Source organism: Kitasatospora sp. NPDC042419, from assembly GCF_056437345.1.
The window spans coordinates 67,491-81,155 of the sequence record NZ_JBWKAW010000033.1 but is presented as its reverse complement, the minus strand read 5'-3'; the positions used below and the strand labels follow the sequence as shown (position 1 = coordinate 81,155).

The window sequence follows — 13,665 nt, the reverse complement described above, 5'->3', positions numbered from 1 at the left end:
CCGGATCCGAGTCGGCCCGCCCGGACGGCGCGCCGGGCGGCCCCGCCCGCCGCCGGGGCTCAGGCGGCCCGCCAGGCGGCGGCGAACTCCTCCACGGTGGGCCAGCGCCCGGCCGGGTCCGGCGCCGTCGCCCGCTCCAGTACGGCGAGCTGCTCCCCGGTGCCGCGCCAGTCCCGCTCCCCGTCACCCGCGTCGAGCAGCAGCCGCAGGGCGCGCCCCAGGGTGAACACCGTGGTGCGGGCGTCGATCACCGCGCCGCGCCGGAACTCCTCCGGTGCCATGAACCGCTTGGATCCCGGCAGCCGGTCCGCCTCGACGGTGAACGGCCCCGGCCGGTACTCGTCCAGGTCGCAGAGGTGCAGCCGGTGCCGCGCGAAGTCGTAGAGCAGGCAGCCGTCGTAGAAGTCGCAGGCGACGAACCCGGCGGCGGAGACGGCCAGGTGGGCGTCCAGCACGGTGTCCAGGGCCGCGGCCACCAGCGCGACCGGCAGGGCGCGGAACCGGGCCATCGGGCCCGCCGGGTCGGTCCGGGCCGCGGCGCCCCGGCCGCCCCCCGCGGTCGGGTGGTACAGCACCTCGCCGTCGCGCCACGGCATCACCACCGCCGGCAGCCCGGCGGCCGTGAAGCGGTGCAGCTGCGGGACGATCGCCTCGTGCCGGACGGCGGCGTGCAGCGCGGCCGCCCGCTCCATCGAGGACGCGGCGTGCTCCGTCGTGGCGGCCTTCACGAACCAGCGGGCGCCGGCCGGTTCCTCCACCCCGTACGCCACGCAGCCGGAGTCCTGCTCGGTGAAGGAGGCGAACACCCTCCCCACGGAACCGAGCCAGGGCAGGAGTTCGGGTACCGAGGAAGCTTCGATCATGCCGTGACACTATGCCGTGACACCATGCCGGGCGGGGCCGGGGCGTCCCGTCCTTCGTGCCATGATCGGTCCCATGATCTCGCCGCCGCCGCCGCCGTTGCCGTTGTCGTCGTCGCCCGCCGCCCGCCGGATACCGCCGGCGGTCCGGGCGGGCGTACTGCTCGGGGCCGTCGCGCTGGCGGCCGGGTGCGGCAGCACCTCGGTGACCACTGCCGGCGGGGGAGCGTCCGGCCCGGCGCGCACGATCGGCGACGCGCCGCCTCCGACCGCACCCACCACCTCGCCGACCGTCACCCTGCCGACCGTCACGCCGCCCACCGTCACCCGGCCGACCGGCTTCCCGCTGGTCACCGCCGACCCCCTGCCCTCCGCCGCCGGAGCGACCGCGACGCCGACCCCCGCACCCGTCTGCTCCCCCGAGGGCGTCTCACTGGCCGCCGGCCCGGCCGATGCCGCGATGGGCCTGCGGGTCATGCCGATCCGGCTGACCAACTGCGGTACCCGCCCCTACACCCTCAACGGCCACCCCGGCATCCGCGTCCTGGACGCCGAACGGGCGCCGCTCGCCGTGACCGTCCGCCACGGCTCGGCGGGCATCGCGATGCTGGAGCACTTCGACGCGGCTCCGAAGCCGCTGACCCTCCAGCCCCAGGAGTACGCGGAGTTCCAACTGGTCTGGCGCAACACCGTCACCTTGGGCAACAAGGCCGCCGACAACGGCCGCTTCCTGGACGTCGCCCCGCTCCCGGGCCGCCCGCGCCTCACCGTCCCCGCCGACCTCGACCTCGGCACCACCGGCAAGCTCGGCGTCGCCCCCTGGACCAAGCCGGACCCGTCCGCCGCCCGGACGCCGGACCAGCGCCCGCCCGGGCAGCCGGCCCGGTGACCGGGTGACCGTGACCGGGTGACCTCGTGGCCTCGACCCCGCAGCGCCCCCGCACCCCCACGGAGCCCCCGTGGCGGCCCGCCGTGCCGCCACCGCGTTCCCAAGGCCCCCGCCGCACAGGGGACATGGCGGTGTGCAGATAATCAGGAATGGCCGAACAGTACCTGTCCGCATTCGCGGTGGACGCAGACGTCCTCCTCACCGTGGCCGGCTCCCACGACGAGGCGCTCGTCCGGGCGGCCCTCGGCAGGATCGAGGACCTGACGGAGGCCGGCAGGCTGCTGCGGGCCACCGAGCCCGCCGAGGTCGGGGCCGCGCTGCGGGAGATCGTCACCGGGCGCCTCGACCCCGCCCGCCCGGGCGGCTACACCTGGCTGCTGGAACTCCTCGGCCCCCTCCTCGGGGAGCCGCTCGGCTCGGTCGTCCTGCCGGGGCGGAGCTGGGACGACCTGGCGGAGGCCTTCCGCGCCTGGGAGCTGCCCGCTCTCGCCGGTCTCTGGGGGCGGCCGTGGTTCTTCCCGCCGGGCACCGAGGCGCGCGACGCGGACCCGTGGCCCTTCCCCTCCTTCACCGCGGCGGACGAGCTCGCGGCGGTCCGCGCCGAACTGGCCGCCTTCGACCCCGACCGGATCCACGACGACGCGGAACTGCTCCCGGGAGGCGACGAGGACGCGGCCGAGGACGTCGAGGCGCTGGTCGGGGAGGACCTCCCGGACTGGGTCGACGGAGCACTCGCCGCCGGGCGCGGGCTGCTGCTCGTCCGCGACGGCGGCCGGTGACGCCCGGGCAGGACGCCGAGGCCCGACACCCGGGCCCGACACCCGGCCCGACGGCGCCTGCCGGACCCGGCCTCCTGACGGGCACACCGGCGCGGCGCAGTCGTGGGGGGTGCCTGCGCCGCGCCGGAGCTCTTTCTCACCCTCCCGGGTGCGCTCCCCGCTCTTCCCCGTCGGAGGTCAGAAGGCGGGCTGGTCGTTGAGCTCGACGATCCGCAGGTCGGCGAGGCGGACGACGTACCAGACGTCCTGGCTGCCGCCCCCGCTCCAGAACTCGGTGAGCCTGACCGAGGCGAAGCCGAATTCCTCCTCGACCTGCTGGACGGACCAGTCCGCCGGGACGTTCTGGGCGCGGAACACCGGGTCGGCGTCGTGCTCCTGGGCCCACGCGTCGAGCCGGAAGTCGAGGTGCGGGGCGAGGTAGCGCCCGCGCACGGCGCGCGGGGTCGCGCCGCTCTGGCCGAGCACCGCCCGCCGGTACTCCTCGAAGAAGGTGACCACCCGGTGGGAGGCCGGAGTGCCGGCCCGCACCTCGGCCCGGGCGGCGACGGCCGTGCCGGCCGGCGGTGCGGACGCGGCCTGGGCGGGAGCGGCGGCCAGGCCGCCCACCGCGAGGAGGGCCGCGGCGCCGGCCAGGAAGGTGCGCATCGAGTTCATCCGGTTCATGACGGAAGTCCATCATTCGCCGACGAACTCTGCATATCGCCGAAACGTGTGGTTTAGCCTGATCGCACGCATATTTGACGCATCATCACTCCATCTACTGGGGCGATGATCCGGCTTCGCGGCCCTTCCCGGGCGGTCCCGCGAAGGCCTGCGCGATCGGCAGCCAGGCCTCCGCCACCCCGCCGACGGCCGTCAGCGCGAGGTCGTCCCGGTGCCGGCGCTGGGTGACCAGCAGGCAGAAGTCCAGCGCCGGTCCGGCCACCCGGTCCGCCGCGTCGGCCGGGCCCCACGTCCACAGCTCCCCGTCCGGGGCGGTGAGTTCGACCCGCACCGGGGACTCCGGCGCGGGCAGCCCGTGCACGGTGAACGCGAACCCCGCCGTCCGCACGCCCAGGTGGGCGATGTGCCGCAGCCGCGCGGTCGGCTCCCGCACGGCGCCCAGCGCGTCCGCGACGTCCTGCCCGTGCGCCCAGGTCTCCATCAACCGCGCGGTGGCCATCGACGGCGCCTTCATCGGCGGGCCCATCCACGGCAGCCGGGCGTCGGCCGGCACCGCCGCGAGCGCCGTCGCCAGCCGCTCCCGCCCGGCGCGCCAGCGGGCCAGCAGTGCCGCCGGCTCCTCGGCGGCCCCGCGCGCGGCGCCGTCCTCCACCGGGTCCGCGCCGGCCGCCAGCAGTTCGCCGAAGACCCGGCCGGAATCGGCGACGAAGGCCTCCGGGTCGCGCGCGGCCAGCTCCGACCAGTCGTCCGTCCACGCCAGGTGCGCGATCTGGTGCGCGACCGTCCACCCCGGCGCGGGAGTGTCCGTGGCCCACCGCTCCGGCTCCAGCCCGGCGACCAGCCCGTCCAGCACCTCGCTCTCGGCCCGCAGATCGGCCAACAGCCCGGCCGGCACGGCCGATCCCCTGGGAACACTCGGGTCCGTCATGGATATCCCCTTCGCAACTGTGGCCAACCCGTCAGTGACTCGCCGGTAACCTCGCGCCCGCACCCTACGCCGCCCCGCCCGGGCCCGCCCGGAACTCCACGGAACACGCACGCCGAAGGCGCGTCCGCCCTCTCCCCACCGCCCGGACTCCGTGTGAAAATCACGCGATGACCGTCTCGACCGCCGCCGCCGGACCCCCGGACGACCTCGCCGTCCGGGCCGCCGAGCTGGTCCGGGACGCCGTGCTCGGCGACCTCGCCCGCCGGGTGGTGGCCGACTGCGGCGCCGACGTCGGCCTGGTCGGCGTGCCGGAGCCGGCCGCCGACGGTGGCGCCCGCGCCCGCGGGCCGGCGGGCATGGTGCTGCGGCACTGGGCGGGCACCCGGGCGGAGCTGCTGCACAACCTCGCCGTCCCGGCCGGCACCGGCCTCGGCGGCCGGGCGCTGGCCGAGCGCACCCCCAGCTGGGTGCCCGACTACCGGGCCGCCACCGGCATCTCGCACCACTACGACGCCGCCGTCACCGCCGAGGACCTGTACGCGATGCTCACGGTGCCGCTGCTGCACGGCGGCACCGTGCACGGCGTGGTGTACGCGTCGCTGCGCACGGTGGTCCCGTTCGGGGACGTCCGGATCGCCGCCGTCGGCAGGCTGGCCGAGGCGGCCACCCGGGCGCTGGCCGGGGCCGCCGCCTGGAGCGGCCCGCCGGCCCGGTGCACGCCCGGGGCGGCCGCCCCCGCCGTGCCGCTGACCCGGCGCGAGCACGAGGTGCTCCGCTGGGCGGCGACCGGCCGGACCAATCCGGAGATCGCCGCCCAGCTCGGCCTCACCTGCAACACGGTGACCGGCTACCTGAAGAGCGCCATGCACAAGCTCGGCGTCCGCAACCGCACCGAACTCGCCGTCACCGCCAGGGAGTCGGGCCTCCTGGACACCGCCGGCTGATCTTCCGCCCAGGACCTGTCCCCTGGATCCCTGCCGGGGCCAGGATCCAAGAGACAGACCCTAGTTGACCTTCCGCTCCCGCCCCGCCCAGTACGGCTCGCGGAGCCGGAACTTCTGCAGCTTGCCGGTGGTCGTCCGCGGCAGGGTGTCCCGGAACTCCACCGAGGTGGGCGACTTGTACCCGGCCAGCCGCGCCTTGCAGTGCGCGATGAGCTCCGCCTCGTCGGCCACGGCACCCGGCTTGAGGACCACCAGCGCCTTCACCGTCTCGCCCCACTTGGCGTCCGGCACGCCGATCACCGCGACCTCGCCCACCGCCGGGTGGTCGTACAGGCAGTCCTCCACCTCGATCGAGGAGACGTTCTCCCCGCCGCTGATGATGACGTCCTTCTTCCGGTCCGAGATGGTCAGGTAGCCGTCGGTCAGGGTGCCGCCGTCGCCGGTGTGGAACCAGCCGTCCCGGATCGCCTCGGCGGTGGCCTCCGGCTGCTGCCAGTAGCCCTCCAGCACCACGTTGGAGCGGACCAGCACCTCGCCCTGGCCGTCCACCCGCACCTGGTTGCCGATCGCCGGCGAACCCGCCTGCACCAGCCGCTCCGCCCGCTCGGCGGCGGGGAGCCGGTCCCACTCGGCGCGGGAGCGGTTGACCGTCACCACCGGCGAGGTCTCGGTCAGGCCGTAGATCTGCATGAACTCCCAGCCGAGTTCGGACTCGATCCGCTGCACCACCGAGGTCGGCGGCGGTGCCCCGGCCACGATGATCCGCACCCGGTCCCGGCCGGGGACCGGGCCGTCCCAGTCCTCGGCGGCGTCCAGCACCATCTGCACCACCGCCGGCGCGCCGCACAGGAAGGTCACGCCGTGCCGCTCGACCCGGCGCAGGATCTCGGCGCCGTCCACCTTCCGCAGCACCACGTGCTGCGCGCCCAGCCCGGTGAGCGAGAACGGCAGCCCCCAGCCGTTGGCGTGGAACATCGGCAGGGTGTGCAGGTAGACGTCCCGGTCGCCGGCCCCGAAGTGCAGACCCATCAGGACGGCGTTCAGCCAGATGTTCCGGTGGGTGAGCTGAACGCCCTTGGGGCGGGCGGTGGTTCCGCTGGTGTAGTTGATGGTGGCGGTGTCGTCCTCGGCGACCGCGTACCGGCGCGGAGCGTTGTCGAAGTCGTACAGCACGGCGTCGCTGTCCGCGCCGATCACGAACTTGTGCTTGGCGACCACCCCGGCCAGCGGGTCGGCTAGTTCGGGGTCGACCAGCAGCACCGAGGCGCCGCTCTGCTCGACGATGTACGACACCTCCTCCGCCCGGAGGCGGAAGTTCACCGGCACCAGCACCCGGCCGTGGCCGCTCACGCCGTACATCGAGGTCAGCAGCCGGGCCGAGTTGTGCGACACGACGGCCACCCGCTCGCCCGGCCCGACGCCCAGCCGGTCGAGGCCGGCCGCCTGGGCCCGGGCCAGTTCGGCCACACGACGGTACGTCAGATCGCCCCAGGATTCGGCCGGTTGGACCGGCTCGTCGACGATGCCGACCCGGTCGCCGTAGACCAGCTCGGCCCGGTCGAGGAAGTCCATCACGGAGAGTGGAATCTGCATGCGCCCACTGTCCTCCGCGCGCCGCCCCCTGCACACCCCCGATCGGGGGTGTCACCCGTACGGGCGCCCGCCCCCCGGGGCCGACGCCCGGCCCCGGGGCCGACCCCGAACCCCGGGGCCGTCGCCGGACGCGGGAGTCAGGCCGGAACGGCGGCCTCCGCGGCCGCGATCGCCGCGACCAGCCGGTCCCGGGCCTCGTGCTGCGCGGCGATGCGGCGCTCCAGCACGGCCAGCCGTTCCCGGGCGATCCGCAGCGCGCCGGCGGACGGCGGGCCGAGCGCGTCGCGGTCCAGGCAGCCCAGGAACGGCCGGACGTCCTCCAGCGTGAACCCGGCGTCCAGCAGCCCGCGGATGTTGCGGACCCGGACCGCCGCGCCGTCGCCGTACACCCGGTACCCGTTGGGCGCACGCTCGGAGGACAGCAGCCCGGCCTGCTCGTAGTGCCGCAGCGCCCGGGTGCTCGTGCCCGTCTCCCGTGCCAGCTCCCCGATCCGCATCCGTCCGCTCCCTGTCCGTTCCCCGTCCGTTCCCCGCCCGATCCCGCCGGGCGCCCGGTGCCCGGCGCGCACCGCCCACCGGTGCCCACCGGCGCCGCGCTACCCCACCACGGCGCCGCCGTCCACCGGCAACACTACTCCGGTGACGAACGAGGCCTGCGGCGAGGCGAGTTGCACGATGGCCCAGGCCACCTCGGCCGGCTCGCCGATCCGGCCCAGCGGGGTGTTCTCCACCTGCCACTTCCGGACGGCCGCCTGCCGCTCCGGGCTGAACCCCGCGTGCCGGCCGATCGGGGTCCCGATCGCGCCGGGCGCGACCGCGACGACCCGGATGCCGCGCGGCGCCAGCTCCACCGCCCAGCTGCGGGTGATCGTGTCGACGGCGGCCTTGCCCGCCGCGTACACCGAGTTCGTCGGCCAGCCGCGCTGCCCGACGGCGGTGCTGACGTTGACGATCACGCCCCGGCTCTCCGTCAGCGCGGGCAGGGCGGCCTGGCCGAGCAGGACGGGGGCCGTCAGGTTGGTCGCCAGCACGGCCTCGACGCCGTCCCGGGTGTAGTCGCCGAGCTGCCCGTGCGGAGCGATGCCGGCGTTGTTGACCAGGACGTCCAGCCGCCCGAACCGCTCCAGCGCGCCCCGGACGATCGCCTCCGGCCCGTCCGGCGCCGTGACGTCCGCGGTCAGCGGCACGATCCGGCCCGGCGCGCGGCCCGCCGTCTCCGCGAGCGGTTCGGCCCGCCGCCCGACCGCCACCACCCGGACGTCCGGCCCCTGCGCGGCGAACGCCCACGCGGTCTCCTGCCCGATCCCCGTCCCCGCCCCGGTGACCACGACCACCCGGGGTCCCCGCCGCACTGCCTCGTCCGTTCGCGTCGTCTCGCTCATGCCGCAACCCTCCGACCCTGCCGCCAGCGTCAAGGTCAAGCCGGTTCGAACCGGAGCCCGGACATCCGATTGCTGAGCCGGCGGCGAACACGCCCGGGAGGGGGAATCGCGTACTCCGCACCACTGCTAGGAAGGGTCACGACACACCGACCCACGGGGGAGTACCGCAGATGAGCGACCACCACTCCGACAGCCTCTACGACGCGATCGGCGGCCTCGACGCCCTTCGCGGACTCAGCAACACCTTCTACGAGGGCGTCCTCGCCGACCCGCTGCTGGCGCCGGTCTTCGCGGACTTCACACGCACCCACATCGAGCACGTCGCCGTCTGGCTGGCCGAGATCTTCGGCGGCCCGGACCGCTTCACCACCGACCTCGGCGGCCACCAGTCGCTGCTCCGCTCCCACCTCGGACTCGCCATCACCGAGGAGCAGCGCGCCCGCTGGGTGGAGCTGATGGCCGAGGCCGTCGGCAAGGAGCTGCCCGACGACGAACTGCTCCGCCGCCGCGTCCTGGAGTACTTCGAGTGGGGCACCAGGATCGCCAAGGACGTCTCCGCCTCCCCGGCCGGCACCGACCTCGGCGACCCCGGCCCCACCCCGCGCTGGGGCTGGGAGGGCCTGAAGTGACGACCGCGCCCGCCGCGCCGACGGCCGACTGACCCGAAGCCCGGCAGGCCCCCCGCCCCGCGCACGCGGGGATGGCTCCGTTCAGACGGTCCGGGAGAACTCCGACTGGGACCACGCCCCGCGCACGCGGGGACCGCCGTCGCACGCACGGCCCGCACCTATGCGCTGGACCGGAGCGAAGAACCAGGTCAGAGTGGCCCTCATGGCTTCTCTCGTACGACATGTGACGATCGACTGTGCCGACGCCTACCGCCTGGCCACGTTCTGGGCGCAGGTGCTGGACGGCAAGCTCGGCGACGACGACAACCCCGGCGACCCGGAGGCCCTGGTCGACTCGCCGGGCGCCTCGCTGCTGTTCGTCCAGGTTCCTGACGGCAAGTCGGTGAAGAACCGCGTCCACCTCGACGTCCAGCCGCAGGACCGCACCCGGGACGAGGAGGTGGAGCGCCTGCTCGCCCTGGGCGCGACGCTGCTCGCGGACCGCCGCACGCCGGACGGCAGGGGCTGGGTCACCCTCGGGGACATCGAGGGCAACGAGTTCTGCGTCGAGCGCAGCGCCGCCGAGCGGAGCGCGACGGAGTCGGCCGCCGCCACCGCCTGACCCCGCCACCACCCGACCCCGTCACCACGCGACCCCGTCCCCTCCACTACGCCACGGCCGCCCGCCAGCTCCACGAAGTCCGGCGCGGGCGGCCGTCCAGTTCTCCGCGGCCGGTGCACCAGAGCAGGACGTCGGCCGCGCGACCGGGCGCGGCCCCCGGCGCGTCGGGGAAGAGCCGTTCCAGCGCGGCGCGGCAGAGCCGCTCGGACGGCCGCCAGTCCAGCCCGAGCCCGAGGGTGATGTCGTGGGTGTGGAGCAGGGTCTCGGTGACACCCATCGCGGCGAACCCGGCCGGGTCGCACGGCCCGTGGTGCCAGGCCCGCAGGTCGGGCGGGGCCGCGTCGAGCGCGGTGGCCAGCAGCTGCGAGCAGGCCGTGACGACGGTCAGCACCTCGGCCGGCCCGGCGTCCGGCGGGACGGTGAGGTCGAACGGCAGGTAGCGGTCGGCGGGCCGGGCGGCGAGCTGGCCGGCGTAGGCGAGCAGGTCGTGCGCGATGTGTGCGGCGGTCTCCCGGCAGCTCCACTCCAGCGGTCCGGCCGGGGCGTCCCAGCGCGCGCCGTCCGCTTTCGCCCGCGGGGCCAGCACCGCCGTCAATTCGTCGAGGGCGGCCCGGACATCGTCGCCGTTCATCGGGGTGGCAGTCATCGGACCACCGTCTCATCAGGGTCCGCGTGTCCACCAGGGCTCCGTGCGCCCCGGGGTGCTACTGCTGTCACCGGAATCCCCCCTGACCCCGGAGAGCAGGCAGGTAGCCCATGGCCAGGATCGCCGTGTTCGGCGCCAACGGCAGTATCGGCAGCGCGGTCGTCGCGGAGGCCGCCGCACGCGGCCACCGGGTGACGGCGGTCGTCCGCGACCCGTCCCGGTACGACCCGTCCCGGAGCGACCCGGGGCGGTCCGCGGGGGAGGCGCCCGGCGGGGGAGGGGTCTCCGTCGTCGCCGGTGACGTGCTCGACCCCGCGGACGTGGCCCGGGTCGCGGCCGGGCGGGACGTCCTGGTGAGCGCGGTCGGGGGCGGCGACGGGCCGGGCCACCGGGCGCTGATCGAACCGGCCGCCCGCGCGCTGGTCGAGGGTCTGCGGGCACTCGGCGGCGCGGCGCCCAGACTGCTCGCGGTCGGCGGCGCCGGCAGCCTGCAGACCGCGCCGGGCGTGCGGGTCTGGGACGCCCCGGGCCTGCCGGACGCGGTGCTGCAGATCATGCACGCGCACGGCGACGCCCTGGAGTACTACCGGACGGTCACCGACATCCGCTGGACGGTGCTCAGCCCGGCCGCGCGGATCGGCCCGGGGGAGCGGACCGGCCGCTACCGCACCGGCCTGGAGCACCTGCTCACCGACTCCACAGGGGAGAGCCGGATCTCGGTCGCGGACTACGCGGTGGCCCTGGTCGACGAGATCGAGCAGCCCGAGCACATCGGCGAGCGCTTCACCTGCTGCGCCGCCTGAGCGCCGCGCCGCCCGAGCAGGGCGCCGCCCGGGCGGCGCCCTGCTCGGGCGGGCCGGCGCCGACGGCCGGCCCGGACTCCCCGCGCGGACTCCCCGCCCGGACTCCCCGCGCGGACTCGCCGTCATCCCACCTGGATCGACCGCTTCGCCAGCCCCATCCAGAACCCGTCGATGACCGTGCGCTGGCTGCCGAGCTCTCCCTCGCCCGCGCCGAGCGTGACGAACAGCGGCGCGAAGTGCTCGGTCCGGGGGTGGGCGAGCCGCCCGGCCGGGGCCTTCTGCTCGAAGTCGAGCAGGGCGTCGAGGTCCTGCGCCGCGAGGGCGCGCCGGCCCCAGTCGTCGAACTCGGCCATCACCGAGGTGACCCGGCCGTCCTGGCTGAGCGCCCGCAGGTTGTGGGTGAAGAAGCCGCTGCCGACGATCAGCACGCCCTCGTCGCGCAGCGGGGCGAGCCGGCGGCCGATCTCCATCAGCCGCTGCGGGTCGAGGGTGGGCATGGAGACCTGGAGGACGGGGACGTCGGCCTCCGGGAACATCTCCACCAGCGGGACGTACGCGCCGTGGTCGAGGCCGCGGTCCGGGATGTCCTGGACGGGGGTGCCGGGGGCGCGCAGCAGCTTGCGCACGCGCTCGGCGAGCTCCGGTGCGCCCGGGGCGGCGTACCGGACCCGGTAGTAGTGCTCGGGGAAGCCCCAGAAGTCGTAGACCAGCGGCACGGGAGTGACGGCGCCGAGGGCGAGCGGGGCCTCCTCCCAGTGCGCGGAGACCATCAGGATGGCCTTGGGGCGCGGCAGCTCGGCGGACCAGGAGGCCAGCTGACCGGGCCAGATCGGGTCGTCGGCGAGCGGCGGCGCGCCGTGCGACAGGTAGAGGGCGGGCATGCGCTCGGGTGCCGCGGTGCTCATGTCGTCTCTTCCTCTGCTCCTCGGGCGGGTGGTCGGGCGACTTCGGCGAGTAGTTCAAATTTGAACTCCGACACTTGGACCGTACACCTTCGTTCGAATTTGAACAACAGGAGTACGATCAATCCATGCCCTCCACGCCGTCCGCACCGTCCGCGCCCCCCGCGCCCTCCACCCGACCGCCGAGCGAACCCCGCTGGCTGGACGAGGAGGAGATGGCCGCCTGGCGGAGCTTCGTCACCGCGAGCAACCTCCTGAACCGCCGCCTGGAACGCCAGCTCAAGGAGGACTCGGGCCTCTCCCACACCCAGTACGAGATCCTGGTCCACCTCTCCGCGGCCCCGGCCGGCTCGCTGCGGATGACCGAACTGGCGGAGAAGCTGGTCACCTCCAAGAGCGGACTGACCTACCAGGTCACCCAGTTGGAGCGGATGGGGCTGGTCGGCCGCCGCTCCTGCCCCAGCGACGTGCGCGGGGTCTTCGCCGAACTCACCGAGGAAGGGCACGAGATGCTCCGCGACGCCGCCCCCGGCCACGTCGCCCTGGTGCGCGAACTGCTGATCGACGTCCTCAGCCGGGAGCAACTCGCCGTCCTGGCACGGGGTCTCGGCGAGGTCAGCGCCCGGCTCCGGCTGGACGAGGCGCTCTGAGCCCTCACCCCTCCGCCCGCCCGTCCCCTCCCGCCCTCACGGAGGTGTCCGCCCCCGCCGAGGTGTCCGCTCCGGCCGGGGAATCCGCCTCCGCAGCCCTCGCCAGCAACAGCTCCCGCTCCCGCGCGTTCCGGGTCAGCTCCGCCGCCCGGGTGAACTCCGCCCGGGCCTCCGCGCCCCGGCCCAGCCGGGCCAGCAGGTCACCCCGGACGCTGGGCAGCAGGTGGTACCCGCTCAGCGCCGGTTCCGCCGCCAGCGCGTCCACCACCTCCAGCGCGGCGGCCGGACCCTCGGCCATCGACACGGCCACCGCCCGGTTCAGCTCCACCACCGGGGACGGCGTGAGCGCCATCAGCCGCGCGTAGAGCGCCGCGATGGTGGCCCAGTCGGTGTCCTCGTACCGCGCGGCCTGCGCGTGGCAGGCGGCGATCGCGGCCTGGACCGCGTACGGCCCGGTGCCGGCCCGCCGGAGGGCGGCGAACCCGCGCCGGATCAGCAGCCGGTCCCAGCGGGCGCGGTTCTGGTCGGCCAGCAGCACCGGCCGGCCGTCCGGCCCGGTCCGAGCGGCCGTCCGGGAGGCCTGGAACTCCAGGAGGGCCGCCAGCCCGTGCACCTCCGGCTCCTCGGGCACCAGCCCGGCCAGCACCCGGGCCAGCCGCAGCGCGTCCTCGCAGAGCGCCGGCCGGAGCAGGTCGTCCCCGGCCGTGGCCGAGTAGCCCTCGTTGAAGACCAGGTAGACGACCTCCAGGACGGACGCGAGCCGCGCCGCCCGCTCCTCCCCGTACGGGACCTCGAACGGGACCCGGGCCTTCGCCAGCGCCCGCTTGGCGCGCACGATCCGCTGGGCGACGGTCGGCTCGGGGGCGAGGAAGGCGCGGGCGATCTCGGGCGTGGTCAGCCCGCCGAGCAGCCGCAGGGTCAGCGCGATCCGGGCCTCCGCCGACAGCACCGGGTGGCAGGTGGTGAAGATCAGCCGCAGCAGGTCGTCGTCGATGTCGTCCGGACCGGCCGGCTCGGGCGGCGGGACGTCCTCCAGGGCCCGGCCGACCTCGGCGAGCTTGCGCGCGTAGGTCTCCCGGCGGCGGACCAGGTCGATCGCGCGGTGCTTGGCGGTGGCCGTGAGCCAGGCGCCCGGACGCTCCGGGACGCCCGACTCCGGCCACTGCTCCAGTGCGGCGACCAGCGCGTCCTGCGCCAGCTCCTCGGCGATGCCGACGTCGCGCACGATCCGGGTGACGCCGGCGATGATCCGGGCGGACTCGATCCTGAACACCGTCTCGACCATCGCGGCGACGTCGGCCGCCCGGGCCGCGTCCGCTGCTCCCGCCCCGTCGGCCGGGGCGTTCCCGTCGGCCGGGTCACTGCCGCCGACCGAACCGGTCCCGTCGACCGAACC

General features: G+C 75.4%; 15 protein-coding genes and 1 pseudogene. 7 read left to right on the top strand and 9 right to left on the bottom strand.

Annotated features, from left to right (window positions below):
• Positions 1 to 59 precede the first annotated feature (59 nt).
• A complete protein-coding gene (locus tag AC067J_RS37610) occupies positions 60 to 863 on the bottom strand; it encodes a serine/threonine protein kinase (RefSeq protein ID WP_478307117.1) in 804 nt (267 codons plus the stop codon).
• Positions 864 to 936: 73 nt separating this feature from the next.
• On the opposite strand from AC067J_RS37610, the gene AC067J_RS37605 reads away from it, so the two are divergent.
• On the top strand, positions 937 to 1,749 hold the full coding sequence (locus tag AC067J_RS37605; RefSeq protein WP_478307115.1) for a DUF4232 domain-containing protein: 813 nt from the start codon (positions 937 to 939) through the stop codon (positions 1,747 to 1,749).
• A gap of 149 nt (positions 1,750 to 1,898) precedes the next feature.
• On the top strand, positions 1,899 to 2,528 hold the full coding sequence (locus AC067J_RS37600; RefSeq protein WP_478307113.1) for a DUF7691 family protein: 630 nt from the start codon (positions 1,899 to 1,901) through the stop codon (positions 2,526 to 2,528).
• Positions 2,529 to 2,705: 177 nt separating this feature from the next.
• On the opposite strand, the gene AC067J_RS37595 is transcribed toward AC067J_RS37600, so the two are convergent.
• Together AC067J_RS37595 and AC067J_RS37590 are read right to left on the bottom strand one after the other, a co-directional pair.
• Positions 2,706 to 3,191 carry a hypothetical protein gene (locus AC067J_RS37595; protein WP_478307111.1) on the bottom strand — a complete coding sequence of 162 codons (486 nt, stop codon included), beginning with the start codon at positions 3,189 to 3,191 and terminating at the stop codon, positions 2,706 to 2,708.
• Positions 3,192 to 3,285: 94 nt separating this feature from the next.
• A complete protein-coding gene (locus tag AC067J_RS37590; RefSeq protein ID WP_478307109.1) occupies positions 3,286 to 4,119 on the bottom strand; it encodes a TIGR03084 family metal-binding protein in 834 nt (277 codons plus the stop codon).
• 167 nt (positions 4,120 to 4,286) lie between these two features.
• Between AC067J_RS37590 and AC067J_RS37585 the strand changes: the two genes are divergently transcribed.
• Positions 4,287 to 5,063, top strand: a complete 777-nt coding sequence (locus tag AC067J_RS37585) for a helix-turn-helix transcriptional regulator (RefSeq protein WP_478307107.1) — start codon at positions 4,287 to 4,289, stop codon at positions 5,061 to 5,063.
• 60 nt (positions 5,064 to 5,123) lie between these two features.
• Here AC067J_RS37585 and AC067J_RS37580 read toward each other — a convergent pair whose 3' ends face one another.
• From AC067J_RS37580 to AC067J_RS37570, 3 genes are all read right to left on the bottom strand, one after another.
• Positions 5,124 to 6,656: an AMP-binding protein gene (locus AC067J_RS37580; protein ID WP_478307105.1), complete on the bottom strand. Its 1,533-nt coding sequence runs from the start codon at positions 6,654 to 6,656 to the stop codon at positions 5,124 to 5,126.
• Between the two features lie 137 nt (positions 6,657 to 6,793).
• Positions 6,794 to 7,153 (bottom strand): MerR family transcriptional regulator, encoded by a 360-nt coding sequence (locus tag AC067J_RS37575; RefSeq protein WP_478307103.1) that lies wholly within the window; start codon positions 7,151 to 7,153, stop codon positions 6,794 to 6,796.
• A gap of 99 nt (positions 7,154 to 7,252) precedes the next feature.
• Positions 7,253 to 8,038: an SDR family NAD(P)-dependent oxidoreductase gene (locus AC067J_RS37570; RefSeq protein ID WP_478307101.1), complete on the bottom strand. Its 786-nt coding sequence runs from the start codon at positions 8,036 to 8,038 to the stop codon at positions 7,253 to 7,255.
• A 170-nt stretch (positions 8,039 to 8,208) separates the two neighbouring features.
• Here AC067J_RS37570 and AC067J_RS37565 point away from each other — a divergent pair, with 170 nt between their 5' ends.
• Both AC067J_RS37565 and AC067J_RS37560 read left to right on the top strand, forming a co-directional pair.
• Complete coding sequence (locus tag AC067J_RS37565) at positions 8,209 to 8,667, top strand: group II truncated hemoglobin (RefSeq protein ID WP_478307099.1); 459 nt, start codon at positions 8,209 to 8,211, stop codon at positions 8,665 to 8,667.
• Between the two features lie 202 nt (positions 8,668 to 8,869).
• A pseudogene (locus AC067J_RS37560) lies at positions 8,870 to 9,241 on the top strand (VOC family protein); the annotation flags it as partial.
• Positions 9,242 to 9,314: 73 nt separating this feature from the next.
• Here the strand turns inward: AC067J_RS37560 and AC067J_RS37555 are convergent.
• A complete protein-coding gene (locus tag AC067J_RS37555) occupies positions 9,315 to 9,914 on the bottom strand; it encodes a maleylpyruvate isomerase N-terminal domain-containing protein (RefSeq protein ID WP_478307097.1) in 600 nt (199 codons plus the stop codon).
• 110 nt (positions 9,915 to 10,024) lie between these two features.
• Between AC067J_RS37555 and AC067J_RS37550 the strand changes: the two genes are divergently transcribed.
• The gene (locus tag AC067J_RS37550) at positions 10,025 to 10,717 is read left to right on the top strand and encodes an NAD(P)-dependent oxidoreductase (protein ID WP_478307095.1); all 693 of its coding nucleotides are present in this window, start codon (positions 10,025 to 10,027) and stop codon (positions 10,715 to 10,717) included.
• A 122-nt stretch (positions 10,718 to 10,839) separates the two neighbouring features.
• On the opposite strand, the gene AC067J_RS37545 is transcribed toward AC067J_RS37550, so the two are convergent.
• Positions 10,840 to 11,622, bottom strand: a complete 783-nt coding sequence (locus AC067J_RS37545) for a dioxygenase family protein (RefSeq protein ID WP_478307093.1) — start codon at positions 11,620 to 11,622, stop codon at positions 10,840 to 10,842.
• Positions 11,623 to 11,747: 125 nt separating this feature from the next.
• Between AC067J_RS37545 and AC067J_RS37540 the strand changes: the two genes are divergently transcribed.
• Positions 11,748 to 12,269, top strand: coding sequence for a MarR family winged helix-turn-helix transcriptional regulator (locus AC067J_RS37540; RefSeq protein ID WP_478307091.1), 522 nt, complete (start codon positions 11,748 to 11,750; stop codon positions 12,267 to 12,269).
• 4 nt (positions 12,270 to 12,273) lie between these two features.
• Here AC067J_RS37540 and AC067J_RS37535 read toward each other — a convergent pair whose 3' ends face one another.
• Positions 12,274 to 13,554, bottom strand: a complete 1,281-nt coding sequence (locus tag AC067J_RS37535; RefSeq protein WP_478307161.1) for an RNA polymerase sigma factor — start codon at positions 13,552 to 13,554, stop codon at positions 12,274 to 12,276.
• Positions 13,555 to 13,665: the final 111 nt, after the last annotated feature.

Bases quoted from the DNA above. Each gene is read 5' to 3' on its own strand.
- AC067J_RS37610 (WP_478307117.1), bottom strand. From the start codon at position 863: ATGATCGAAGCTTCCTCGGTACCCGAACTCCTGCCCTGGCTCGGTTCC.
- AC067J_RS37605 (WP_478307115.1), top strand. From the start codon at position 937: ATGATCTCGCCGCCGCCGCCGCCGTTGCCGTTGTCGTCGTCGCCCGCC.
- AC067J_RS37600 (WP_478307113.1), top strand. From the start codon at position 1,899: ATGGCCGAACAGTACCTGTCCGCATTCGCGGTGGACGCAGACGTCCTC.
- AC067J_RS37595 (WP_478307111.1), bottom strand. From the start codon at position 3,191: ATGAACCGGATGAACTCGATGCGCACCTTCCTGGCCGGCGCCGCGGCC.
- AC067J_RS37590 (WP_478307109.1), bottom strand. From the start codon at position 4,119: ATGACGGACCCGAGTGTTCCCAGGGGATCGGCCGTGCCGGCCGGGCTG.
- AC067J_RS37585 (WP_478307107.1), top strand. From the start codon at position 4,287: ATGACCGTCTCGACCGCCGCCGCCGGACCCCCGGACGACCTCGCCGTC.
- AC067J_RS37580 (WP_478307105.1), bottom strand. From the start codon at position 6,656: ATGCAGATTCCACTCTCCGTGATGGACTTCCTCGACCGGGCCGAGCTG.
- AC067J_RS37575 (WP_478307103.1), bottom strand. From the start codon at position 7,153: ATGCGGATCGGGGAGCTGGCACGGGAGACGGGCACGAGCACCCGGGCG.
- AC067J_RS37570 (WP_478307101.1), bottom strand. From the start codon at position 8,038: ATGAGCGAGACGACGCGAACGGACGAGGCAGTGCGGCGGGGACCCCGG.
- AC067J_RS37565 (WP_478307099.1), top strand. From the start codon at position 8,209: ATGAGCGACCACCACTCCGACAGCCTCTACGACGCGATCGGCGGCCTC.
- AC067J_RS37555 (WP_478307097.1), bottom strand. From the start codon at position 9,914: ATGACTGCCACCCCGATGAACGGCGACGATGTCCGGGCCGCCCTCGAC.
- AC067J_RS37550 (WP_478307095.1), top strand. From the start codon at position 10,025: ATGGCCAGGATCGCCGTGTTCGGCGCCAACGGCAGTATCGGCAGCGCG.
- AC067J_RS37545 (WP_478307093.1), bottom strand. From the start codon at position 11,622: ATGAGCACCGCGGCACCCGAGCGCATGCCCGCCCTCTACCTGTCGCAC.
- AC067J_RS37540 (WP_478307091.1), top strand. From the start codon at position 11,748: ATGCCCTCCACGCCGTCCGCACCGTCCGCGCCCCCCGCGCCCTCCACC.
- AC067J_RS37535 (WP_478307161.1), bottom strand. From the start codon at position 13,554: ATGGTCGAGACGGTGTTCAGGATCGAGTCCGCCCGGATCATCGCCGGC.